At 43.8% G+C, this 22,664-nt stretch carries 19 protein-coding genes and 2 pseudogenes; 11 read left to right on the top strand and 10 right to left on the bottom strand.

The window, feature by feature from the left end; translation table 11 throughout:
* Window positions 1-40: 40 nt before the first annotated feature.
* The 4 genes from KHN79_RS16940 to pelG are packed head-to-tail and all read left to right on the top strand — an operon-like array spanning window position 41 to window position 5,207.
* Window positions 41-1,372, top strand: a complete 1,332-nt coding sequence (locus tag KHN79_RS16940; RefSeq protein ID WP_182010091.1) for a PelD GGDEF domain-containing protein — start codon at window positions 41-43, stop codon at window positions 1,370-1,372.
* The gene (locus KHN79_RS16935; protein ID WP_182010092.1) at window positions 1,350-2,318 is read left to right on the top strand and encodes a HEAT repeat domain-containing protein; all 969 of its coding nucleotides are present in this window, start codon (window positions 1,350-1,352) and stop codon (window positions 2,316-2,318) included. Before KHN79_RS16940 ends, KHN79_RS16935 begins: the two co-directional genes overlap by 23 nt.
* The gene (gene pelF, locus KHN79_RS16930; protein ID WP_182010093.1) at window positions 2,315-3,853 is read left to right on the top strand and encodes a GT4 family glycosyltransferase PelF; all 1,539 of its coding nucleotides are present in this window, start codon (window positions 2,315-2,317) and stop codon (window positions 3,851-3,853) included. Before KHN79_RS16935 ends, pelF begins: the two co-directional genes overlap by 4 nt.
* Entirely contained in the window at window positions 3,834-5,207 is a 1,374-nt protein-coding gene (gene pelG / locus KHN79_RS16925; protein ID WP_182010094.1) for an exopolysaccharide Pel transporter PelG, read from the top strand. Before pelF ends, pelG begins: the two co-directional genes overlap by 20 nt.
* 25 nt (window positions 5,208-5,232) lie before the next feature.
* Here the strand turns inward: pelG and KHN79_RS16920 are convergent, their stop codons facing one another.
* A complete protein-coding gene (locus tag KHN79_RS16920; protein ID WP_211907308.1) occupies window positions 5,233-6,375 on the bottom strand; it encodes an endo alpha-1,4 polygalactosaminidase in 1,143 nt (380 codons plus the stop codon).
* A 460-nt stretch (window positions 6,376-6,835) separates the two neighbouring features.
* On the opposite strand from KHN79_RS16920, the gene modF reads away from it, so the two are divergent.
* Window positions 6,836-8,290: a molybdate ABC transporter ATP-binding protein ModF gene (modF, locus tag KHN79_RS16915; RefSeq protein ID WP_182010095.1), complete on the top strand. Its 1,455-nt coding sequence runs from the start codon at window positions 6,836-6,838 to the stop codon at window positions 8,288-8,290.
* 27 nt (window positions 8,291-8,317) lie between these two features.
* Here modF and KHN79_RS16910 read toward each other — a convergent pair whose 3' ends face one another.
* The gene (locus KHN79_RS16910) at window positions 8,318-9,784 is read right to left on the bottom strand and encodes an EAL domain-containing protein (protein ID WP_182010096.1); all 1,467 of its coding nucleotides are present in this window, start codon (window positions 9,782-9,784) and stop codon (window positions 8,318-8,320) included.
* Between the two features lie 316 nt (window positions 9,785-10,100).
* Here KHN79_RS16910 and KHN79_RS16905 point away from each other — a divergent pair, with 316 nt between their 5' ends.
* Both KHN79_RS16905 and KHN79_RS16900 read left to right on the top strand, forming a co-directional pair.
* The gene (locus KHN79_RS16905) at window positions 10,101-10,835 is read left to right on the top strand and encodes an IclR family transcriptional regulator (protein ID WP_182010097.1); all 735 of its coding nucleotides are present in this window, start codon (window positions 10,101-10,103) and stop codon (window positions 10,833-10,835) included.
* Window positions 10,836-10,841: 6 nt separating this feature from the next.
* A complete protein-coding gene (locus KHN79_RS16900) occupies window positions 10,842-11,693 on the top strand; it encodes an arginase (RefSeq protein WP_182010098.1) in 852 nt (283 codons plus the stop codon).
* Window positions 11,694-11,761: 68 nt separating this feature from the next.
* Here the strand turns inward: KHN79_RS16900 and KHN79_RS16895 are convergent.
* The 3 genes and pseudogenes from KHN79_RS16895 to pcp all read right to left on the bottom strand — a co-directional run bounded on the left by KHN79_RS16895 (window position 11,762) and on the right by pcp (window position 15,074).
* Window positions 11,762-13,053 (bottom strand): annotated as a pseudogene (locus tag KHN79_RS16895) (DEAD/DEAH box helicase).
* A gap of 136 nt (window positions 13,054-13,189) precedes the next feature.
* The gene (locus KHN79_RS16890; protein WP_182010099.1) at window positions 13,190-14,176 is read right to left on the bottom strand and encodes a GTP-binding protein; all 987 of its coding nucleotides are present in this window, start codon (window positions 14,174-14,176) and stop codon (window positions 13,190-13,192) included.
* A 259-nt stretch (window positions 14,177-14,435) separates the two neighbouring features.
* Entirely contained in the window at window positions 14,436-15,074 is a 639-nt protein-coding gene (gene pcp / locus KHN79_RS16885; protein WP_182010100.1) for a pyroglutamyl-peptidase I, read from the bottom strand.
* A gap of 209 nt (window positions 15,075-15,283) precedes the next feature.
* Between pcp and KHN79_RS16880 the strand changes: the two genes are divergently transcribed.
* Entirely contained in the window at window positions 15,284-15,532 is a 249-nt protein-coding gene (locus KHN79_RS16880; protein ID WP_182010101.1) for a hypothetical protein, read from the top strand.
* Between the two features lie 414 nt (window positions 15,533-15,946).
* Window positions 15,947-17,170, top strand: coding sequence for a tryptophan synthase subunit beta (trpB, locus tag KHN79_RS16875; protein ID WP_182010102.1), 1,224 nt, complete (start codon window positions 15,947-15,949; stop codon window positions 17,168-17,170).
* A gap of 289 nt (window positions 17,171-17,459) precedes the next feature.
* Here the strand turns inward: trpB and KHN79_RS16870 are convergent, their stop codons facing one another.
* From KHN79_RS16870 to KHN79_RS21765, 5 genes and pseudogenes are all read right to left on the bottom strand, one after another.
* Window positions 17,460-18,710: a DEAD/DEAH box helicase gene (locus KHN79_RS16870; RefSeq protein WP_182010103.1), complete on the bottom strand. Its 1,251-nt coding sequence runs from the start codon at window positions 18,708-18,710 to the stop codon at window positions 17,460-17,462.
* Window positions 18,711-18,895: 185 nt separating this feature from the next.
* Window positions 18,896-19,032, bottom strand: a pseudogene (locus KHN79_RS16865) (DUF3820 family protein); the annotation flags it as partial.
* 105 nt (window positions 19,033-19,137) lie between these two features.
* Window positions 19,138-19,842: an ion transporter gene (locus tag KHN79_RS16860; protein WP_244812766.1), complete on the bottom strand. Its 705-nt coding sequence runs from the start codon at window positions 19,840-19,842 to the stop codon at window positions 19,138-19,140.
* 98 nt (window positions 19,843-19,940) lie between these two features.
* Entirely contained in the window at window positions 19,941-20,723 is a 783-nt protein-coding gene (locus KHN79_RS16855) for a low temperature requirement protein A (RefSeq protein ID WP_259345768.1), read from the bottom strand.
* A gap of 22 nt (window positions 20,724-20,745) precedes the next feature.
* Entirely contained in the window at window positions 20,746-21,132 is a 387-nt protein-coding gene (locus KHN79_RS21765) for a low temperature requirement protein A (RefSeq protein ID WP_259345769.1), read from the bottom strand.
* 329 nt (window positions 21,133-21,461) lie between these two features.
* Between KHN79_RS21765 and KHN79_RS16850 the strand changes: the two genes are divergently transcribed.
* Complete coding sequence (locus KHN79_RS16850) at window positions 21,462-22,046, top strand: NAD(P)H-dependent oxidoreductase (protein ID WP_182010105.1); 585 nt, start codon at window positions 21,462-21,464, stop codon at window positions 22,044-22,046.
* 10 nt (window positions 22,047-22,056) lie between these two features.
* The gene (locus tag KHN79_RS16845) at window positions 22,057-22,623 is read left to right on the top strand and encodes a carboxymuconolactone decarboxylase family protein (RefSeq protein WP_182010106.1); all 567 of its coding nucleotides are present in this window, start codon (window positions 22,057-22,059) and stop codon (window positions 22,621-22,623) included.
* Window positions 22,624-22,664 lie beyond the last annotated feature (41 nt).

The raw sequence follows: 22,664 nt of genomic DNA, 5'->3' as shown, positions 1-22,664 counted from the left end.
TGTTTGGTTCACAAAAATCATTCAGACTTAAAGGTGCTACATGAGCAAACAGAACATTAGGCTGATGGTAAGAGGATATCAAAACAATAGTGTGGCCTGGCTAGAGACGCTAGTTGTCACGCTGATCGTAATTTATATATGGACTCAATCGGAATTACTGACACCGCCATTCGCAGAGCAGAACTTTTTCTGGCCATTGATTGGTCCGATACTGATTGCATTACGTTATGGGCTCGCCAAGGGATTCGCCTGCGCAGTCGTAGCCAACATTGCCATCGCTTATATCATGAAGTTAGACGGCAATTTCCAACACTTTCCGCTCTCTCATGGAATCGGTATTGTCTTCGCTTCCGTTTTGGCTGGTGAATTTCAAAATCACTGGAACAACACCTGCCATCGATTATCGATAGAGCATCAGTATATGCGCGATAAGCTAGCCCTATTCACCACAAACTACCACTTGCTTAAAGTGTCACATGATCAGCTCGAACAGCGCACAGCCGGTCAAAACAGCAGTCTTCGATCCAGTATTAAAGCCCTGCAAAATATTGCAACCCAGTATACTGATCATCGCCAGGAAAACCTTGCTGAGCCTATCCTCAACTTAATGTCGGAAATTGGTGGTATAGAAGTGGCCGGGTTTTACCAGGTTAATGGGGAACATATTAACCCCGCCGCGATGGCGGTACGCGGCGAACAGCATCTGTTAGACCTCGCGGACCCTATGCTGCAAGAAATGCTGGATGAGCAGAAGCTGCTTTCTATTGCAAAATTATCTGAACAACAGGAGCATAAGTCTCGCTACCAACTCTGCATTCCACTAGTTAATACTAATGGCGAAATCCAGGCTGCTGTTCTGGCAGAAAGCACCAAATTTTACATGCTCACTCCGACCAATATTGCTTTAATCTCCGTCATTGCCAACTATTCTGCTGACCTGCTGACCGACGAGATCATAGCGCCGACTCTGCAACAAAATCAGAGGTCGCAATTCATCGACTACCTGGAACGAGCCAGAAATAACAACAAACTTTACGGAATAGACAGCTCACTCATCGTCTATATCGATATCAAAAACAAGCATGAACGAGCACTCAACTCAGTAATCGAGCATCATCGTGGGGCAGATATTTACTGGTCCTGTCAGACCACCAAAGGCCAGCAAGCACTTGTCATCTTGCTTCCGATGACAACCTTGTATGGAGCGCAGCAGTTTGCCAATCGCCTCACCGAAGTGATTCCGCTAGAAATACCGTCCGTTGACGGCAATTTCAAGATCTTTGGCCCGTTGTCAGTAGAACACAATTGGGAGGACATTCAACAGGTTATGGCGCAACTAGGAGAACCCTATGAAAATATGGCTGCTTCTTAGTGCCTTGGTGCTTGAGGGCTTGAGTTTAAGCTTACTAATCCATCACTCTGTTACAACTCATTTTGAGTCATACGCGCTGGCTTCCCACACTATGGCCTGTGCCAGTTTGAGTGCCGCCTGCTGGTTAATGCTGCCAGCTAACTATAAGTACCCTAAAGAAAGTTCGATGGGATTTCTTTTTATTTTTAACTTGTTACTTCCGATTATCGGCATATTGGGAACGCTAGGTTCACTGATGATCGCACTGCATCTGCCACGAAAAGTAAGCAACATCAGCTGGCAAGCGCATGAAGATAATCCATTGCCGAAGAAGCTGCAAAATACCCCTGTCGAACATTTGGGCGTTGGGGCTTTGCGTGAAATTCTACTGTATGACAGCGACCCAGAAAGACATTTACTCGCTATCACGGCGATTCGTAATCTACCCAATAAACACGCCGTCCCCTTGCTGCAGCTTGCGATGAAAGATCTTTCCGACGATGTAAGATTACAGGCTTATGCCTCTCTGGAACGAATAGAGAAGGAAATAAATGAATCGATAAGTTTATTGAGAAAGCAATTTGAGCATAAGGCAACAGCTCAAAAAGCGTATGAGATTGCGCAGCAGTACTGGGAACTTTGTTATCTTGGCATTGCTGAAGGTGTTCTGTTTCAACACTATCTAAAACAGGCCGAACAGAACCTGATTCAGGCCAATAAAATACAAGAATCAGCCTCATCTAACCTTTTGTTAGCGAGAGTTCTTCTTAAGCAGAAGCGCCCGTTAGACGCCACCCAGATACTGAACAACGCCCAGAACCAAGGAGCCATAACAAAACAAGTTGCCCCCTACCTGGCGGAAGCTGCCTATATGATCGGCAATTACCGCGAGGTACGAAAGTTCGTTACTTACTTTCCCGACCAACAAGGTGAATTACTTAGTCAGATAAGAGAGTATTGGAAATGAAAGTATCCATACAGAATCAGCCCAAAGAGCCTGTAGACGTCTGCCTGCTACTTGAGGGCACTTACCCGTATGTACGGGGTGGTGTCTCTAGCTGGGTACACCAGATTATTCTCGGTCTGCCAGACGTTAAATTTTATATTATTTTTCTAGGTGGGCAGCCTGGCATGTACAAAGACCCAGCCTATCCGTTACCAGACAATGTTGTTGGATTTGAACTTCACCTTCTATTAGCAGATGCCAAAAATTGCAACCCCCGACTCTGTTTAGGTAACGAGACACACTTTGCAACATTACGTGCTTTCCTGTCTTATTTTGACAACAGTTCGACGCCCATCCCAGGTGAATTGCTTCTCAGTGTTTCCAAAATACTTGGCACCCCCGGACATCTAACCTTGGAGGACTTTCTTTACAGTCGCGCTTCTTGGGACATGCTGACCTATCTGTATAACACCTATGCTGATACCGAATCGTTCGTTGACTACTTCTGGACCTACCGGAACATTTATCAACCGTTGTTCATTTTATCGAAAGTATCGCAAAACCTGCCGGATGCGAAAGTATTTCACAGTGTTTCAACCGGATACGCTGGCTTTCTTGGCGCACTATGTCACCAAGTCACGGAAAAGCCACTACTTCTTACCGAACACGGAATCTATACCAAGGAGAGAAAAATAGATTTGTCACAGGCAGAGTGGGCAAAAAACGACCACGCGGCACTGGATATATCTATGTATAAAGGGATGGATCTAACGCAAAAGACCTGGGTGCAATTTTTTGAGCAACTCGGACTTACCGCCTATCATCAAGCTGATAAAATCATAGCCCTATATGAAGGGAACCGACAACGGCAACACCAAGATGGCGCACCGGATGATCGCACGCAGGTGATAGTCAATGGCATCAATGTGGATCGTTTTGAAAAAGCTTATGAGCTAAGACCATTACACCCCCCTTTAGTCGTAGGTTTGGTGGGCCGTGTGGTACCAATAAAAGACATTAAAACCTTTATTCGTACCATACGAATGGCGGTGGAAGTAATACCAGACCTGGAAGGCTGGATCATCGGCCCAGCTGAAGAAGATCCAGACTACGTCTACGAATGCGAACTACTAATCAAAAGCTTAGGCATGGGCAACAATATTAAAATGCTCGGCAGTCAAAACGTGGCGGAAATCATGCCGAAAATTGGCGTAATGATGCTGACCTCTATCAGTGAGGCGCAGCCACTGGTACTTCTGGAGGCGATGGCGTCAGGCATCCCCTGTATTGCAACCGAAGTTGGTGCCTGTCGAGAGATAATAAAAGGTGCCGAAGGGGAAGATGCCGCGCTCGGTTCCGCTGGAGAGATCATACCTATCGCTAGCCCTCAGGAAGGAGTCACTGCTATTACTCAAATTCTGGCAGATGCTGCAACGTGGCGAAAAACCGGTGACGTCGGTAAGAAGCGAGTGGCTCGTTATTATAACGAAACCAAAATGTACGGTGCGTATCAAAAGCTGTATCAGGAGGCCATCAATGGCGGGGATTGGGTTTGAATTAAGGAAGATCCTGAAAAAAAACACACTGTTATCGATCATAGAAGCTTACGGGTTGGCAGGTATTATCAGTTCAGGAACCTGGATAATGACGATCCTTGTCATGCTTGTTATCGGCTTGGTCACGCTCAGTATGAGCTTTCCTACCGAAGTCGTGATTCAATTCCTAGTTATTGTCACCTACTTGATGGCAGGGTCGCTTATTATAAGCGGACTACTCCAGCTTTTGATGACCCGCTACATGTCCGATCTTGTTTTCATAGGGCATGAACATCGCATTTTACCTAACCTGCTTGGTGCCATGCTCGTAATCAGCATATTAGCCGCTGCCGCAGGTGCTATTGTGTTAAACCTTGCCGGTACTCTCGAGCCAACGTTGAAGATTGTCATCTTCACCACATTAATCCTGCTAAGTAATCAATGGCTGGCCATTATACTGTTGAGTGGTATGAAGAAGTACTATCGCATTTTGATAACGATGGCAGTAAGTTACGGTTTGATGCTCGGCCTTAGTTTTTCTCTGCCACCCTCTAATCTGTTGGGGCTAATGCTGATCTTTTGTTTCTGCCAGGGCATCCTAACGTTTGCCTTCTTGTATGACATTATCCGGGAGTTTCCCGCTGAACGATTGATGTCGTTTGAATTTCTTAATCCCAAAAAAGCGTTTTATTCACTGATGTTCTGCGGCGTACTTTATAACCTTGGGGTATGGTTGGATAAGTTTGTATTCTGGTTTAACGCGGGGACCTCTCACCAAGTCATCGATGTATTCCGAGCCTCCTATATATATGACCTGCCCATTTTCATCGCCTATTTGGCGGTCGTACCTGGTATGGCCGTTTTTATGCTCAATATGGAAACAGAATTTGCTGATGCGTGTATACGTTTTTATGATGCGGTTCGTAAAGGGGCAACTCTTACTAAAATTCATACTCTAAAAAATAATATGGTTGTTGCCTGCCGACAAAGCTTGTATGCAATACTTAAAGTTCAGGGCATTGCCCTGCTGCTTTTAATTCTATGGGCGGAAGATATTCTTAACTTATTAAATATTGACTTAACCTACTTACATCTGTTTTATATTGATTTAGTCGGTGTTAGCTTACAAGTGTTGTTTATGGCCATACTGAATGTCATGTTTTATCTAGACAAAAAAATGTCAGCATTATGGCTCATATTATTAATGGCAATTGGGAACCTCACACTATCCGCTATTACCATCATGCTTGGGCCAGTATTCTATGGCTATGGATTTGCCACCACTATGCTTATCGTATCAGTTATTGGTATGATAACACTCGACAAGCAATTTGAAGACCTTGAATATCAGATATTTATGTTGCAACGCCCATAGCCGTTAGTAATACAGTATGTAGGTGTCATTGATCACATGATTCCAACCCTACCCCATCTAGCTCGTAGCCCGTTTTCCACAGAGATGAAATTTTAACACTGATAAAATATGGACAAGCCACATTTTTGTATGTATCCAGATCGGTTTCACCACTTTTACCGCCGGTATAATATTCCTGATTAAACACCGCCTTATTACTATTTAAAAATGTGTTTTCATAGGATTGGCACTCATTACTGTAAGCATAACACTGCTCATTTATCGCGAAGTCAAAATATGAGACCAGTTCACTTAATTGGTCAGTATCATTTTTTAACGCAATACTCAAATTCCTGGCATGGGCTTCTTTAGCAAGCCACTTGTTATAACTTAATTGGTGCTCTGGAGTAATTAGCCCAAAGGTTTCATCAGTATTATCAAATCCATCAACGTTATCTGGTTCAACGGCATCACAACCATTACTTTTGGCCAAATCGAGCCTGGCAGCCATAATCGGCTTGATGGTGTCATTTAACGCCTGTTCATTACCGATATTCAGCCAGGTTTCATCTGACCAGTCTTGCATGTCACCATCAGCAATGATGGAACTCGGTGTGAACTGATCAGCATCGGGTCTCCACTTTTCTCTCGTTCCGGCACTAAAATAACAAATGACTTTTTTACCGGCATTTTTTAGTTTCATTATTAGGCTATTGTCGCCACCCTCTATACCGTCAAACAAATCGATATCGTAAATGCCGATGTCAGGATCAATCGTCAAGTCGTCATAGTTTTGCAATTGCCAAACCCATTTAGAACCAGGGGTTGGAACCCACCATTCCGAACGGTCGGTTGGCGTAGGTTCTATAGGTGGTGATTCCACAATAGACGGAAGCTCGACAATGATTGGTGGTTCCACAACAGGTGGCGGCTCATCAATGGGTGCTGGTTCCACAACAGATGGAGACTCATCTATGGGTGGTAGTTCCACGATAGGTGGCAGCTCGACAGTCGGTGGTGTTTCCACGATAGAGGGAGGCTCCTCAGTGGGTGGCGGTTCAACAACAAGTGGCTCTTCAGAACTTCGAGGTTCATTGTCAATTTTGCCGGAATCACAAGCTGCTACCAAAGTCAGACTGATAACAACAGCAAAAGTTATGTCTCTACTACACAGCTCGATGTGTTTCATTGTCTTACTCTACTTATTATAAACAGCACACTTTATCATTCATAATCTAATAAAAAGTTTATGAGTAGATGTATGCATATCATCTAGCCCTACTATCATACTCTTAATATAAAAGCATTAGACGCTTCAGTGTAAAATATAGATAACACCAACTGACCAAATGTTATTTTTGGTGCTTGTCTCAATTGTTGAACTAAGCCGCTCTGAGACATAGTAAGACCCCCTTACTCCTAATAAGGAAGCCATAACTCGCCTAGCCATCTTCAATCGCAGCCATCGGAACTTGATAGACTCCCCTACCGTTGATGACCACGGTCCAAGTATCGCAGGCCTAGATACTACGAACCAAGCCGGCAATTAGATACTCCTCTGTGTGATCCATATACTTACGCCCGTAGTGCAAGCTTGGTATAACATCAGAAAGAAACATAAATACAGCTCAAACAAGAAAGGAAGCACAGTGAAGATTTGTTTTGACAACATAATTGCGAAAGGAAGCACTTCGACCCTAAATATCCAGCATTGGCATATCGACAGCGGGCACTCTTGGGGCATTTTTAGTGCTGAAGGCGATATCGGTTCCCTGCTTGGAGATCTGCTTTGTGGTGAGTTGCTACCTACGGATGGCAAGCTAGATTTCGGCGGATTGAAAGCCGCCCAAGTATCTCTGTCAGAACAGCAAAGACTCCTAGATATCGAACTGGAAAAAGACGACACCGACTTTCTCGACAGAATGGATCAGGGTACTACCGTTTATGAGTTAATATTTGAGCACAGCCAAAACCAGACGTTGACGAGAAAGTTAATAGAAGAATTAGATCTCATTCATCTTCAGCAAAGTGGTTTCCGTGTGCTTTCTACCGGTGAAACCAGACGAGTGATGCTTGCTCGGGCGTTAGCAACACAGCCTGATTTGGTCTTACTCGACAACCCTTTTACTGGATTGGATATTGCCCATAGAGCATCGCTTGCGACCTATTTACACACACTATCTCAGTCTGTACAAATGTTGGTTACCTTTTCCCGCGAATCCGATATGCCAGAGTGGATAGACCGTGTCGCTCTTTTTAACGCAGGAAAACTCGACAGCACCATGGATAAGCAGAACTGGGATTCGCATCCGATCATAGAGCAGATTAAATCTCAGTCAGAGAAGCAGAGTGAAGAAATGATGAACCTGATACGTCAGCATCAGCACTCCACACACTTTGAAAATCCTATCTTCGAACTGAAAAATGGCCATGTCGAATATACTGATAAAAAGATATTCACGGATTTAAACTGGCGAATAGATAAAGGCCAGCATTGGCAAGTTAAGGGCCCTAACGGATGCGGTAAAAGTACTCTGCTTGGGATGATATTTGGCGATCACCCGCAATGCTACAGTAATGACATACATATTTTTGGTAAAAAACGCGGAACAGGCGAGACAATCTGGGAAATAAAGCAACACATTGGCATGGTGTCATCTGCACTTCACTTACAGTACCGCGTAAATTGCAGTGCATTAGAAGTAATCTTATCCGGCTTCTATGACTCTATAGGGTTGTATCATCAACCAACACGCAGGGAAATGGACGTCGCAAGAGAGTGGCTTGAAATCTTGCACATGAGCCAATATCAAAAAACGTCATTTCGTCAGTTGGAATACGGTCAGCAGCGCTTGTTACTGATTGCCCGCGCAATTGTAAAACAGCCAACACTGCTCATTTTGGACGAGCCGTACCAAGGGCTAGACTTTTTGGGCCGACGTCTGGTTAAGAACACGTTAGAGCTTATCGCGCGTGAAAACTTGAGCCAGCTATTGTATGTCTCCCACTATCAAGAGGATCGTTTAGAAGCGATTCAAAACGATCTGGAGTTTGTTTTTGATGATGAACAACAATGTTACCGAGCTCAGGCTTCGCAGTGTTAAAACTATGTCAGGGACTCAGATGTACATCTAAGTGATTGGACGATGCACGAGACGATTGAACGGCAAAGGTTTTGAATAAAGATAGCCTTGGTGGTACTGCACGCCCATTTTTTTAAGGTGCTCTGCTTGTTCAGCCGTTTCGACCCCTTCAGCAATTAACTTTACTTTTAACTCTTCAGCAAAATGGACAATGGCATTCAATACAGAAGCACTGACGCTTGGAATGCCTATTGTCTCGATGAAACACTTATCAATCTTAAGATAATCAATTCGCATATGCTGAAGAAAAGCTAACGATGTCTGCCCCGTACCGAAGTCATCAATCAACACGTCAATACCATACATTCTCAAAGCTGCAATGTGTTTCCTCGCCTCTTCATCGATAAGCTGACGTTCAGTAATTTCTATCCCCAGCGACACATTATTTTCGCTCAGAGCTCTGTGAATCAGTTGGATCTTCCTAATCACATTCTTCCCGACAAAATACCCAGGCGGGATATTAACGCCCAGGTGTACCGGATGAGTAAACCTCAGCTTCAGAAAGTCTTCCGCTGCTTTTTCCAAGACAAAGTCGGTTAAAATTGTGGCTAAACCACTCTGCTCCGCAGCCGGTACAAATTCATCTGGGGAGATAAACCCCTTTTGTTGATGCTCCCAGCGTATTAGTGCTTCATAGCCGAATACATTCCCGGTGTCTGCATTAATCTGTGGCTGGTAATGTAAGGTTAAATCTCCCCTCTTTAATGCTTTTTTAAGCTCAGCTATTAAGTTTCGGTGAGGATCGTTCAGTTTATGTAACGTGTATATCAGAAAATAAATCATCAGAATCACAGGCCCTGAATACAACAGGTATGAGGTAGTTCGCTGTTTCAGAAATAGATCACTGGCTTCACTTAAGGCTTCAAATTCAAACATTTTTGAGGATTTTATTGCTATGGGATTACTGCCTGTTCTTTTTGCACCAGGCGGTACAATTTGATCACCAATGAACAGTGCAGAACGTTTTAGATGTAGATCGTTATTAAAACCGATTGTTGCACCAAAGTAGTCACGGTCGATTAACGTCACTACCTGATAGTCTTCCTCCCCTTCGGTAACGACTAACAAAAAGCGGCTATTTAAATTTTCAATTTCTCCAAAAGCCAGAGCCTGATTACGCGGAAACGTTATGTACTCATCCAAAGATTTGCTGACTTTGCCCAATTTCGAGGAGCAAGTGATTTGTCCGTTTTTAACAATCAGCATTTCTTCGATATCACGCTCAAACATCAAGTTTTGCTGAAGTTCCTCGCAATGTTCAGGATGGAGTAATGCAGTTCGATTTTCTATATCAACCTGAAAGAGTATTGCGTCAGCAATTGATATATTTGTATCTAATAGATGCTCTAGTTCACGCTGCACACTTTCACGGGCTAAATACGCGGCTCCGAGTATCACCAATGGAATAGGCAATAAAAATAAAATGGTTTTTTTTAAAACCGCTGTATCGAGCATATGAAGGAATACCCTTGTATAAACCGCTCCGGGGAGGCAACTGACATACAGTCACTGGGCAGAAACAGGAAAACTGTTTTGAGTATGCAACCCACGATCTCTTACCGCAAACGAAACAAAGCGTTATTCATCGTTGTAGCAATTTAGTAGCAATCGCCTCATTGTTGAGACAGAAAATTGGTCAAAAAGAAACACACCCGATAAGCAACTTAGATATTTCTCATAAAATGAGAAATATGGTTAAAAATTATTTTTATTTTCTCAGCCATTAAGAATTATATTTGTCCTAATTCACTCAACAAGTTACAACATATCCATGACCACAAACAAAGCGAACGCGAATCAGGTAAACGAGAAAGCACTGCAGCTATTAATGAAAGTTGCAGTAAGTCAATCCCCGGTATCTGCGAAAACGCTAAGCGAACAATTGAACGTACCATTAAGCAGCCTTTACCGACATTTGAAGCTGTTAAAAGAATGGAACTTGATCGAAGAGAGCGTTCACGACAAGACATTCGTAGTCGGGCCAGCTGCGCTTTTGCTGATGCACAGTTATGAAAGCGCCCAGCATGGTCTCGATATGGTTGAAACCATATTGTCGCGATTAGTGCAACAAACAGGAGAAATGGCCGCTTATATGGTTCCTTCCGGTTATAGAGCGTTGTGTGTCAGACAAAAAGAAAGTATGCAGGCGCTGCGGTGCAGCTTCGTCCAGGGTCAAAGTCAACCCCTGCTTCGTGGCGCCTCATCCAAGGTAATGTTGGCTTATATGCCTAAAAGTCGCAGCGAAAAGATTTTACGTTACTTTAAACAAGAACATTCCCTCGACGAATGGGAGCAAGAGTTTTCCACTATCCGTAAACAAGGATACGCTGTGAGCACTTCTGAAATCGACCCTGGTGTATCTGGCATCAGTGCGCCGGTCCTTAAAGGAAGTAAGCTCGTTGGTGCTGTTTCGGTTATGGCTCCGGCACACCGGGTCGAAAAGGATAAGCAACGCATCGTATTGCACGTGTTGCAAGCAGCAAGGGCACTACCACCAGAAAGGTAATTCATCATGTTGGGCTTTTTCAAACGCTATAAATTTCACCACACAACAAACGCACCGGTTCATCATTACCCTTTTTCGTTTATGACGGTTTGTGAGCACGTGGCTCCCATGTCGATAGGTGCTTTAGAATTAGCGGATCAGAGCTTAGAAAATGCAAGTGAATGGCTGTATCAGCAACATGACCACACTACAGCTGCGAACTGCGGACACTTTACACATACAAAACTAGAGAATGGCGATTTTCAGGAAGCACTGAGTTTATCACTCTCACGCCACTCTATTCCGGTATTGGTAACAAACTGCACTGAAGCTATTTTGTCTATGATACCCGTAGTAGTTTCCAGCCACGATGAAGTGGGAATTATTAGTATCGGCCATCAGATGCACTTAAATCAGACACTAGAACCACGCGTAGGATCAGCGTTTCATTTTGCGCTATCAAGATATCAGAACGTCCGCTTGTTTTTTGCAGGGGTAACCGAGCAGGATACAAAACAAGAAACATGGGAGTATGCGGAAGATCTAGGTTGTGACTGGGTAACGGGACGTGAGTTTACTTTCCGCCACAGAAATAGTGTAAAGCAGCAAGTGAGCAACTACCTGGACCATTGTGACCAAGTAATTATCTCTGTCGATTTAGGATCACTTGTTGAGAAAAACAATCTTGATGGCGATATTTCTCTGGACATTCAAATGGTGTTACGAACCATCAGACTTTGCTTGGTATCAGGCAAAGTCAGAGCAATACAGTTAGTTGGAGATCGGGATCGCTTGGTTTATTCAAAACAAACCAAAGAGATAATTGAGGAGCTTTACCAGATAGCCCCTCTTATTGATATACAACTTAGCGACAAGTAAATTTCATTAAAAAAAACGCCCCTCTTTTGAAGGGCGTTTTATGTTCAACTCATCGAATTAAAAACCTGTTATTTCGAAGCTCGACGCGCTTTCAAACGCTTAACCATCGCCAAACGACGTTCTGCCGAACCTTGATCTGTGGCCGATTGGTTTGGGTTATTACGACGTCCTTGACGATTCTTAAACGCTGGTTTTGAGTTCAGCTTCTCGATGTAAGACTCACGCTGTTTCGGCTCGTAGCCCGCCAGTTCAATTCGTCGGATACGCTGTTGAATCAAGTTTTCAACCTGAACTACGGTCAGCTCTTCATCTCGGTTTACAAAAGAAACGGCATGTCCCTGCTTACCAGCACGGCCAGTGCGACCGATACGGTGGACATAGTCTTCAGCCAGGAACGGCATATCGTAGTTCACTACATGCGGCAGATCTTCAATATCCAAACCACGAGCGGCAACATCCGTCGCCACCATCACACGAGCTTTACCAGTTTTAAACTCTTCAAGTGCACGACGGCGAGCACTTTGAGCACGGTCACCGTGACACACTACCGCTTTAATACCGTCCATCTTAAGCTCTCTGACAACATCATTGGCTGTTTCTTTGTAGTTAACAAACACCAACACCTGTTGCCAGTTCTTACGACCAATCAGCTCAGACAGCAGTTCTGTTTTGCGCTCCTGGTCAACCGGGTAAAGCACGTGAGCAACAGTTTGTGCGGTCGTATTCGCACGCTCTACTTCAATTCGTTTTGGCTTGCGTAAAATATCTTGCGACAATAGATTTAACTGGCTGGACGTCGTCGCAGAAAACATCATGATTTGCGGATCGGTATCCACATCCAGCATGATTTTACGAACGGCATGAATAAAGCCCATATCAAGAATACGGTCTGCTTCATCAAACACAAGAAACTCTAGGTTCGCAACTGAAACGTTGCCTTGTTCTATGTGCTCTTCCAGACGCCGGGCGTCGCAACAAGAATATCAACACCATTCTCTAGTGCAGACACTTGCGAAGACATTTTACGACCACCAAAAACCGCAGCTACGGATAGATTGGTATATTTAGTGTACGCTTTGATGTTGTCAGCAATCTGCTCTGCCAGTTCACGGGTCGGGGCCAGAATCAGTGCGCGCGCTGTTTTACGTGAAGCACTGCGTTCACTGTCTAACAGTCGTTGAATCATTGGCAATGAAAACGCGGCCGTTTTACCGGTACCTGTCTGCGCAGTTGCGAAAATATCATGGCCTTTACGAGCCATTGGAATCGCCTTCTGTTGAATTGGCGTTAACTTTTCATAACCGCATTCTGCCAGCGCTTTTACTACTTCTGGAGCAAAACCTTGAGATGAAAATGACATTGAGCGTATTCCTTAAACAAACCACTAAAAATAGCTATAAAAATTCAGCCGTGCACTATACCCGAATTTTAGTGAGTTATCTCACTTTTCTCTCTTTTTTCAGTTTTAGTGCGATTTAAGCGCTGCGACATAAATATTACTGCTCAATACCCGACAATCTTAGTAGCACACGCTCTAATTCATCCCAAGGCAATAACTGAGAGTCAATCACTTCAAGTCTCGATTCAAATCCATCAAGGCTGATTTCATTAACCGACACGACGCCATTGGCAACATTAAAGGCGTAACATCCCTGATCCGTATTCACTACGGCTTTTACCCGCTCTGCCGTTAACGCCGACAACATCGAAAATAGCTGGTCAAAATCGAACTTATACTCCGCACCAATTAGCCAGCCACAGCTAAAATAACCTTGCCCTTTGTTTTCTTTACGGATAAATGCTTCACCAGGCGGGATCTGAAATTGTGGCTCTTGATGAGCGTGATCATGATGGTGTGATTCAATATGAGAAGAAGCGCAGCCATGAATGCGTTCAATATCAAGAACTTCAAGTGGCAGATCGCCATCATGAATCAGTTTACTAAACACTTTTGACGGAGACTGATCCGTAATCCAGTCATTAAATACATCGATATCATGGCTGGCACAAAGATCGACTTTGCTGCCGATTACCACATCAGCACAATCAAGTTGGTCTGCGAAGTTCTGATTAGATAAGTACTTTTCATCACTCAGATTACGAGGGTCTACTAAAGCAATCGTTGCTTTAAGATCAACGTAAGGCAAATACTGCTCAGAAGTGAGCGTCGCGATAACCTGTTTTGGATGCCCTAACCCAGTTGGTTCAATAAGCAGGCGATCTGGCTTTTGACGTAGCAAAGCTGTGATCCCCACAGACATAGGTACTCCCGCAGTACAACACATGCAGCCACCAGGTACTTCCTTAATCAGTGCCCCTTTATCTGTCATCAAAGCACCGTCAATTCCAACCTCGCCAAATTCATTGACCAATACCGCCCAGTTCTCGTTTTCAGGCTTATTCTTTAATAGGTTTAAAATCGTCGTCGTTTTACCCGCACCCAAAAATCCGGTCAGTATGTTGGTAGGTACTCGATTTGACATGCTTTTCTCCGAGGTTAGTGCATTTATGCTAGGGCAAAGTATACGGACAATACGACACCCTTCAATGCTTTTATATAGCGTTCCGCTACGTAACTTATGTCATTAATTCCGTTGATTGAATCCGCTGGATCTTACGCAGCAAATCCTATCAACTTGCCTGTTCAACTACGCCCAAATATCCTCAAGATAGGAGGTTCAGCGAGTATGGCTATATTTAAAAGCGAGGCAACGATTTGAAGATCTTGTATTCAAGGGAGTTTTAGCAAATTTGTCCACCAGCCATAACAATATCACTGTCATAGTTGAGGGAGACTTCCGCTATTAACTTTAAGCCCTCAACAATGGTATCTAGCGACATCGTCGGCTGATTCCCTGACGGGTCTTGCTCTGGTAACAAAGGTATGTGTACAAACCCATGACGAACTGGGGTACTTTTAAGGTGATGCTGAATCCCGTAGAACAGATGATTACAAACAAAGGTTCCTGCACTATTGGAAACCAGTGATGGTATCCCTTGCTCTTGCAGTGTTTGTACCGCTCGCTTTATAGGCAAAGTCGAAAAATAGGCATCCGGCCCTTCTGCAACGACTGGTTCATCTATCGGTTGGTGTCCAGCGTTATCAGGAATTCGAAAATCATCAACGTTTATGGCAACGCGCTCAGCAGTGATAGCGGCACGACCTGCTGCTTGCCCTACCGTTATCACGCAATCAGGCTGATGCTTCTCTATGGCTTCTATTACTGTGTTAATCGAGTCAAAACGAGTGACTGGAACATGACAAGTGACAATAACGCCGCCTTCAATCGCTTTCCCTTCTAGCCTCTTGATGGCTTCCAAAGCAGGATTAATAACATCTCCGCCAAAAGGTTCAAAACCGGTCATCAGAACTTTTTTCATTCAAGTTTTCAATTATTAAGGATTAGCTAAAAATTATTGCACCCTTATTCCACTAGTCCAAATACAAGATGACACCAACTTCATCATTTGTAGGCATTCTGTGAAGGTCACTGAAATTTTATCTGGCAACAGTAGACACTTGGTTTCTCAACGTAACTTAGGTAGAGTACGTGCCACATAGAATCTGCAATTCGAAGAGATTGAATACAATGAATATCGATAATGAAGTAATCGAAACCATTGAAGAGCTGAAAGCATTTTTACAACTTGTAGAAAGCGGTGCATTAGGCTTGGACGGTGTCGCTGGTGTTGCGTTGGCAACAACCAATAGTGATGGTCGTCCATTTGTCGCTGTTCTAGGTGAAAAACACCAACTGCTTTTGGGTCGCTGGGTATCAAAACACGTTTACGACCACGGAAAAGACATCGTTCGCTACGGTGCAAACCGTCCTCATTAATTTGTGTTTTAAGGCTGCTTGTTAAGCAGTCTTTTCCCTCCAATACCCTTCTTTATTTTTAACTCACCACTCAAAGGCAAACAAAAACCTAACAACATAGCAACACTTCCCTGACAAAGTATGTCAACCACCTTCTACTATCAATTGTAGGAAAGCGATATTTCGTTTTCAGAGTCCCTCTTAGAGCATACTACTGCCAGCTCTCTTTTAAGCCCAAAAGTTCCTGGTGAAACCTAGCAACTTTGGGCTTCTTTCTTAATACAGCCTGAGAATAAACATAAGTGTCATCTTTCAATTTAGTACTAATTAACTAGTTCACGAGAACACCATCGCGATTTAAGCAACTGATCACAATATAACGATCTGATTTTGGGTATAAAAGTATCAGTGTTCATGAAAACTAGGATGTTAAAAATGAAAAACTCGTTCGACTACACCATGCCTAACAGTGAAGGATTCTTTGGCGAATACGGCGGTAGCTTTGTACCACCGGAGCTAGAACAAATTATGCGAGACATAAACTCAGCCTATGAAGAGTGTTGTAATGATCCTGAGTTTAAAGCTGAATTGTACCGCCTTTACAAGCACTTCGTTGGTCGACCTAGTCCTATTTTCCATGCAGAGAACTTATCCAGAAAGTATGGTGCCGATATTTACCTCAAGCGTGAGGACCTCAACCATACGGGCGCGCACAAGATAAACCACTGCTTAGGAGAGGCCATTCTCGCTAAGAAGATGGGTAAAAAGAAACTCATCGCTGAAACAGGTGCTGGCCAGCATGGTGTTGCCTTAGCCACCGCGGCAGCACTTGTTGGTTTGGAGTGTGACATCTATATGGGCGAAGTAGACATCGCTAAAGAACATCCTAACGTTGTTCGCATGAGAATCTTGGGTGCAAATGTCATTCCGGCAACACATGGACGCAAAACGTTAAAAGAAGCGGTTGACACTGCATTTGAAGCCTACTTAAAAGATCCAGAGACTCAGCTCTATGCCATTGGCTCTGTGGTTGGCCCTCATCCGTTCCCTAAAATGGTTCGTGACTTCCAGTCTATTATCGGTAACGAAGCACGAGTTCAGTTTCAAGAGATGACGGGAAAACTGCCTGACAACCTGGTCGCTTGTGTTGGTGGCGGCTCGAACGCAATGGGCTTGTTTAGTGCATTCTTAGAAGACGAGGATGTAGCGATTCACGGCGTAGAACCTGCCGGCCGTTCACTGGATAAAGTCGGTGAACATGCAGCAACCCTAAGCTTGGGTGAACCTGGGATCATGCATGGTTTTAAATCGTACATGCTTAAAGACGAACAAGGTGAGCCTCAAGAGGTTTACTCTGTAGCCAGTGGCTTAGACTATCCATCAGTAGGCCCCCAACACAGTTACCTGAAAGACATCGGGCGCGTGAACTACGGCTCCATCACTGACGATGAAGCCATCGACGCATTTTTTGAACTGTCACGCGAAGAAGGCATTATTCCTGCGATTGAGTCTTCTCACGCTGTGGCTTACGCCATCAAGCTTGCTAAGCAAGGAGAGAAAGGTTCTATTCTTATCAACTTGTCCGGTCGCGGTGACAAAGATATTGATTTCGTGGTAGAGAACTACGGCGCTAAATACGGAATTGAATCACTGATTTAAGCGCATGCCACGAGCGAGCGCAGAAAAATACAATTTTCCACCGAGTGCTCGTACTTTCCCTCATGGTCTGGAACCTAAAGCAGCATCTGCATTTAAAAAACGTTCACCTAATGGACGTGCGACACGTCGATAAGATGACCCCTTTGAAGGCAATAGAGCCCGGCTTGACGTATCGAGCAAGGCTCTATGAGGTTTTAAAGGAATCGATGGAAGCGAAAAACCGATCTGATTGGCCATCATCCCTTCCCCTAGAAACTCCCGTAATTAAATAAATTAATGGTTTACGTACTCACTGAGTGCGGTTTTTCTTCTTTTTACCTGAACCTGCTGGCTTTGCACGCGGCTTCATCGGTAAAAAGTATTCCTCACTTTGGTCGTCTTCCACTTCAAAACCTGCTACCTGCTCACGTTCAAGTTGAAATTTATTTTTCTTTTCTATCACTTTGAAATGATGGTAGTCATCGTAATCGATAAGAGATAACCCTAGACCCACTTCTCCTGCACGGCCACTGCGACCGATTCGATGCATATAGTCGGCAGGACTACGCGGAAGATCAAAGTTAATCACCACCGGCAGTTTTTCTATATCAAGACCACGCGCTGCAATATCGGTAGCAATAAGAACTTGAATATCACCAGACTTAAAACCATCAAGGACGCGAGTACGAGCGCCTTGCCCTTTATCACCATGGAACACTTCGGCAGTGATGCCCCGTTTGGAGAGTTTTTGAGCTAAGTGATTACAGGCATTCTTAGCATTCACAAAAATCAAAGTTTGTCGCCACTGATGCTGTTTGATCAGATGCGCAAGCACCGCGGTCTTCTCTCCTTTATTTACACTAAATACTCGCTGCACCAAAGTGCTCGCTTCCGCACTCTGTAACTGAACTTCAACAGGATCGTGGAGTAAATGCCGTGCCAAAGTCGTGACTTTATCAGGGATAGTTGCAGAAAATAGCAGTGTCTGTTTCTTCTCTGGTAGTAACGCAAGAATCTTATTGAGTTCTTCTGTAAATCCAAGGCTCAGCATACGATCGGCTTCATCAAGCACGAGCGTTTTTACTTGGTCTAACTTAATCGCGTTACTCGATACCAGATCGAGTAGTCGCCCCGGCGTTGCAACAATGATATCACTACCACCACGCAGGGCCTGCATTTGAGGGTTCACTGATACACCTCCAAATACGGCAACCGTTTTGATTTTATCTCTAATATGATATGAGTAGGATTTAACGTTGTAAGCCACCTGCGATGCCAGCTCACGAGTAGGAACCAAAATCAGATGAGAAACAAAGTTGCCCCGACGATCATTTAATTCATCTTGTTGAAGAACCTTCTGCAGAATCGGCAGCGAAAAAGCAGCGGTTTTACCAGAACCCGTATTGGCACCACCAACAATATCCTTCCCGTCAAGGACAATAGGAATGGTATGAGATTGAATGGGTGTCGGTTGACTATATTCTAACGCTTCTAGTCGCTCGACTAGAGTTGGAATCAGGCCAAGATCGGTAAATGTCGCTTGCTGTGTTTTATCTGTCATTACGAGTGAGTGGCTCAGTACTGGGTAAAGGCCGTGTATCTTATGCTATTTAGCGCGAGGGTGTTAGCGATAATGAATCAAACAGAGATGGTTTGGGGCAAACTAGAAGGGTCTGCCAGACAGCTAGGCTCTCTAGCATCAAAACACATCGCATCGTGGCAAAAAGTTAAGGTCACTGAGGCAGGTCACATCCGCTTTAAAGATTTCACTACACTATCCAACCCTTCAATGCCAAACACAGCTTTAATAGGTCACCCAGCTCACCACTTGGCCACCCTTTTTTATCGAACCAATAAAAAACAAATTCCTACGGGAGTTTCATTTATTGCTGTAACTCATAATTGGACAAAAATGAGTTACGAAAAATTGAATATTAACAACTCATGAATAATTACAAGTATGGCAAGTCTAATCGCAAGATAGCAGACTACTCATTTCTTTCCGCTTGCTGTTTTAGCAGTGCTTTCATCTCCCGAAGTTCTGCTCTAAGAGTATTCACCTCTTCTAAAATCTGAACCTCCATCTTACGCTCGTTCGAGGTGTCCATGATCCAAGAGGCGACAACAGCAGTAAAGCTACCAAACATACCAACGCCGGTTGTGATTAAGAGAATGGCAACAATACGCCCTTCCAATGTCACTGGGAAAAAATCACCGTAACCAACAGTTGTGATAGTCACGAATGTCCACCAAAACGCATCACCAGCAGTATGAAAATTAGCACCTAGCATCCCTCGCTCTAGATAGAGAATGTAGATAGATCCAAACACCATCATCATTAATGAAGTCACTACCATAAAGTGTAGTGATGTTGAGGCCTTGTTCTCGTTAATCGCATGAGAAATCATAGAGATAGACTTGATTGCCCGAACCAGGCGGAATACACGAATCAAACGAGCAAACTGATTCATCTCCATCAACGGTATACAAGAGATTAGATCAAGCCAGCCCCATTTCATATACTCAAGCTTTGATGGCGCAGCACGATATTGCTGCACAAAATCGATAAAGAAGATCACGCAAATGAAGGTATCTACGTAAATCAGTATCTGGAGAATTTCTGACGGTAACTTAAAGATAAGTTCAACAGTCAAAGAGATAACCACGAACACGGACAGTATTAATACTGCCAATTGAAAACTCGTGATTTGTTCGGGTACTTTTGGTCGATACATAATAGTAATCCATTGAACCGCAAAGTCGAACTACTCTGCGGTTCAAACGAAAGGGCTTAATCTAGCTCTTTCTTAGCTACTTGTTGCTCTGCTTCTCTAGTAAGCGTTCTAAAAGCTGTTCTTACAGGAATAAAGATCTGCGAGAACAGCGCCATGCCCCACATCATATTAGCCATAAACGAAGGTACAAACGGCACAGCTACAAGCGTGACACAAGCAAGTGTAATACCGATATAACGAACTTTTGCGGTTGCAAAACGGTGGGCAGTTCGAAGCTCAATAACATTCTGGATCTTAAGTAAACAGTAAAGGTAAACCGCCAAGCCTAAACAACCAATCAACGCATATTTGAATGGGTATTGATCCATAAAACCAACTTTCACTTCCGCTGACAACGCTACACCGATAGTCACAGCAGAAAGCATCAAGAACAGGTGAGCAATCGTCCATTTAACCAGTGTTCTAGGCGCACTATCACGCGGTTTACCATTGCCAACAAAATCAAAGTAAATCCAACACAATAGGAAAATAGAAAGCCCACCAAACGCGTAGTTCACAAACACATCGCCAACTACATTATCGATGCCCTTTTCTGCAAGAGTAATAACAAGCTTAAAGAAGCCCTCCCCAGCAACGATTAGTAGCAGCAGTGCGAAACGTTCCGCCATATGTCCAAAGCGTGGTAAGAATCGTTTACTATAAAGCACACCAACTCTTGGAGAGACATACAATGCCGCTAATACCACCATCCCAACAGCAAAAACCATGTAGCTAAATGGTGCGGGAATAAAGGCACTAATAAAAAATATCACTGTACCAAACGCGAAATTTCGTGACATACGACTTGGTAGGCAAGTCTCACTATCTTCTACTGAAATACAGCAGCGACATAATCGCTCGGTTTATCGCATAACCTATCGCAAAGTACGCCCAACCAGCGCCATCAATACGCATTATCGCAGATGACATGATCATAATGGTGATAATCTGCGCCGCCATAATATAACGGTGTTGGACATCAGTGCTGACATAAATAGAGTTAAAAAGGCTTAAGTCGAACCACGCAAACCAGATCACGATAAAAATTGCAGCAAAAATAGCGAACCCGGTAAAGCCAAGATGATGGCTTAAGAAGTTACCAAGAACGAAAATCGACACTACATGAGCTAAATCGTAAAACAGTTCAATCCAATGCACATGGTCATTGTTGCTATCTGCATCAAGATGATGTTTTGGTTTACGCCACAATGGGTGTTTTTTGGCTAAATCCGTACATTCACGTCCTTTAGACTTGGTGCCCAGTTTTCTTTATGTGGTTTATTATGGTAACCACCTGAAATATTTCAAGAGGTTTGCTTTTAGTAACCTTATTTTGCTTACCCGTTCCCAACTCCACGCCGACAAATAAATTAAAAACAATATTAAACAAAAACTTAACTGAAATTTGATTGAAATTTATGGTGGTTACCAAAAGTTAACTAGTTGTAGTTCAGTTCTAGGTAACCATAATAAACCGCAAGACAGCGAAATCATTAATCGCTCTGTAAAACAGTCAATTCTTTGAAGGGTTAATTATCATGAGTAACATTCTAATCATTAACGCACACGAGCCATCTCCATTTTCTGAAGGCAAACTAAATGCAGCTTTGGTTGAGAAAGCTCGCACTAAGCTTGAATCAAAGGGTCATGAGGTTCGCGTTGTTACTATGCAAGACGAGGTTGTCGTCGATGAACAACTAACACACTTTGAGTGGGCAGACCGCGTAATTCTTCAATCTCCTGTTAACTGGATGACAATTCCATGGTCATTTAAGAAATACATGGACGATGTATTCACGGCTGGTATGGGTGGCGCTCTATGTGCATTTGACGGTCGCAATGCTGAAGAACCAAAGAAAAACTACGGTACTGGCGGCACACGTACTAACACTAAATACATGTTATCTTTCACATTCAACGCGCCAGAAGAGTCATTTAATGATGAAAGTGAGTACCTGTTCCAAGGTCGCAGTGTTGATGATTTGATGTTCCACATGCACGCAAATTTCCGCTTCTTTGGCATGTCTGCTCTACCAACGTTTGCTTGTTACGACGTAATGAAGAACGCTAACGTCGAAAATGATTTCGCTCGCTTTGAAGCTCACTTAGACGCACACTTCTAAGGAGGTATTCATGAGTACTGAATTTACTTACTACAATGCAGAAACGGCGCCTGAAGAGTCTAAAGCTCTGGTAGAACAGTCTATAAAAGGCTTCGGTATGCTGCCAAACCTGCACGCCGTTCTCGCTGAAGCGCCGGCAACCTACGAAGCATACAATACTGCCTTCGACCTGTTTATGAAAAACACAACGTTCAGTCCATTGGAGCAGCAAGTGGTATTTATGACCGCAAACTTTGAAAATAACTGTCACTACTGTGTTCCTGGTCATACATGGATGATGAAGGCGGGCAAAATGCCAGATGACGTGATTGAAGCATTGCGTGAAGGATCTGCCATCCCTGATGTGAAGCTGCAAGTACTGCATGATTTTACCAAGGCACTGCTTGATAACCGTGGCCATGTCGGTGATGAAAAACTGCAAGTATTCCTCGACGCTGGATTTACTAAACGTCAAGCGCTGGAAGTGCTTACTGGCTTGTCTGCTAAGCTTATTTCAAACTTCACCAATGCACTCGCACATACTGAGCCCGATGCGCCATTCCAGAAGTTTGCGTGGACGCACCCTAGCGAACGTTAAACTCAGTCAAAGATAAGCAAACGCAAATCAAAGCACTGCTT

Origin of the sequence: Vibrio sp. B1FLJ16, assembly GCF_905175385.1 — a bacterium.
In the GTDB taxonomy this organism is placed as follows: Bacteria; Pseudomonadota; Gammaproteobacteria; order Enterobacterales; family Vibrionaceae; genus Vibrio.
This window is presented reverse-complemented; position numbering and strand designations above follow the sequence as displayed.

What these genes read in the sequence shown, in the direction of transcription:
- KHN79_RS16845 (WP_182010106.1), top strand. Translation starts at nt 22,057, where the DNA reads ATGAGTACTGAATTTACTTACTACAATGCAGAAACGGCGCCTGAAGAG.
- KHN79_RS16870 (WP_182010103.1), bottom strand. Translation starts at nt 18,710, where the DNA reads ATGACAGATAAAACACAGCAAGCGACATTTACCGATCTTGGCCTGATT.
- KHN79_RS16910 (WP_182010096.1), bottom strand. Translation starts at nt 9,784, where the DNA reads ATGCTCGATACAGCGGTTTTAAAAAAAACCATTTTATTTTTATTGCCT.
- KHN79_RS16940 (WP_182010091.1), top strand. Translation starts at nt 41, where the DNA reads ATGAGCAAACAGAACATTAGGCTGATGGTAAGAGGATATCAAAACAAT.
- pelF (WP_182010093.1), top strand. Translation starts at nt 2,315, where the DNA reads ATGAAAGTATCCATACAGAATCAGCCCAAAGAGCCTGTAGACGTCTGC.
- KHN79_RS16890 (WP_182010099.1), bottom strand. Translation starts at nt 14,176, where the DNA reads ATGTCAAATCGAGTACCTACCAACATACTGACCGGATTTTTGGGTGCG.
- KHN79_RS16855 (WP_259345768.1), bottom strand. Translation starts at nt 20,723, where the DNA reads ATGTCACGAAATTTCGCGTTTGGTACAGTGATATTTTTTATTAGTGCC.
- pelG (WP_182010094.1), top strand. Translation starts at nt 3,834, where the DNA reads ATGGCGGGGATTGGGTTTGAATTAAGGAAGATCCTGAAAAAAAACACA.
- KHN79_RS16880 (WP_182010101.1), top strand. Translation starts at nt 15,284, where the DNA reads ATGAATATCGATAATGAAGTAATCGAAACCATTGAAGAGCTGAAAGCA.
- trpB (WP_182010102.1), top strand. Translation starts at nt 15,947, where the DNA reads ATGAAAAACTCGTTCGACTACACCATGCCTAACAGTGAAGGATTCTTT.
- KHN79_RS16905 (WP_182010097.1), top strand. Translation starts at nt 10,101, where the DNA reads ATGACCACAAACAAAGCGAACGCGAATCAGGTAAACGAGAAAGCACTG.
- KHN79_RS16850 (WP_182010105.1), top strand. Translation starts at nt 21,462, where the DNA reads ATGAGTAACATTCTAATCATTAACGCACACGAGCCATCTCCATTTTCT.
- KHN79_RS16920 (WP_211907308.1), bottom strand. Translation starts at nt 6,375, where the DNA reads ATGAAACACATCGAGCTGTGTAGTAGAGACATAACTTTTGCTGTTGTT.
- pcp (WP_182010100.1), bottom strand. Translation starts at nt 15,074, where the DNA reads ATGAAAAAAGTTCTGATGACCGGTTTTGAACCTTTTGGCGGAGATGTT.
- KHN79_RS16935 (WP_182010092.1), top strand. Translation starts at nt 1,350, where the DNA reads ATGAAAATATGGCTGCTTCTTAGTGCCTTGGTGCTTGAGGGCTTGAGT.
- KHN79_RS16900 (WP_182010098.1), top strand. Translation starts at nt 10,842, where the DNA reads ATGTTGGGCTTTTTCAAACGCTATAAATTTCACCACACAACAAACGCA.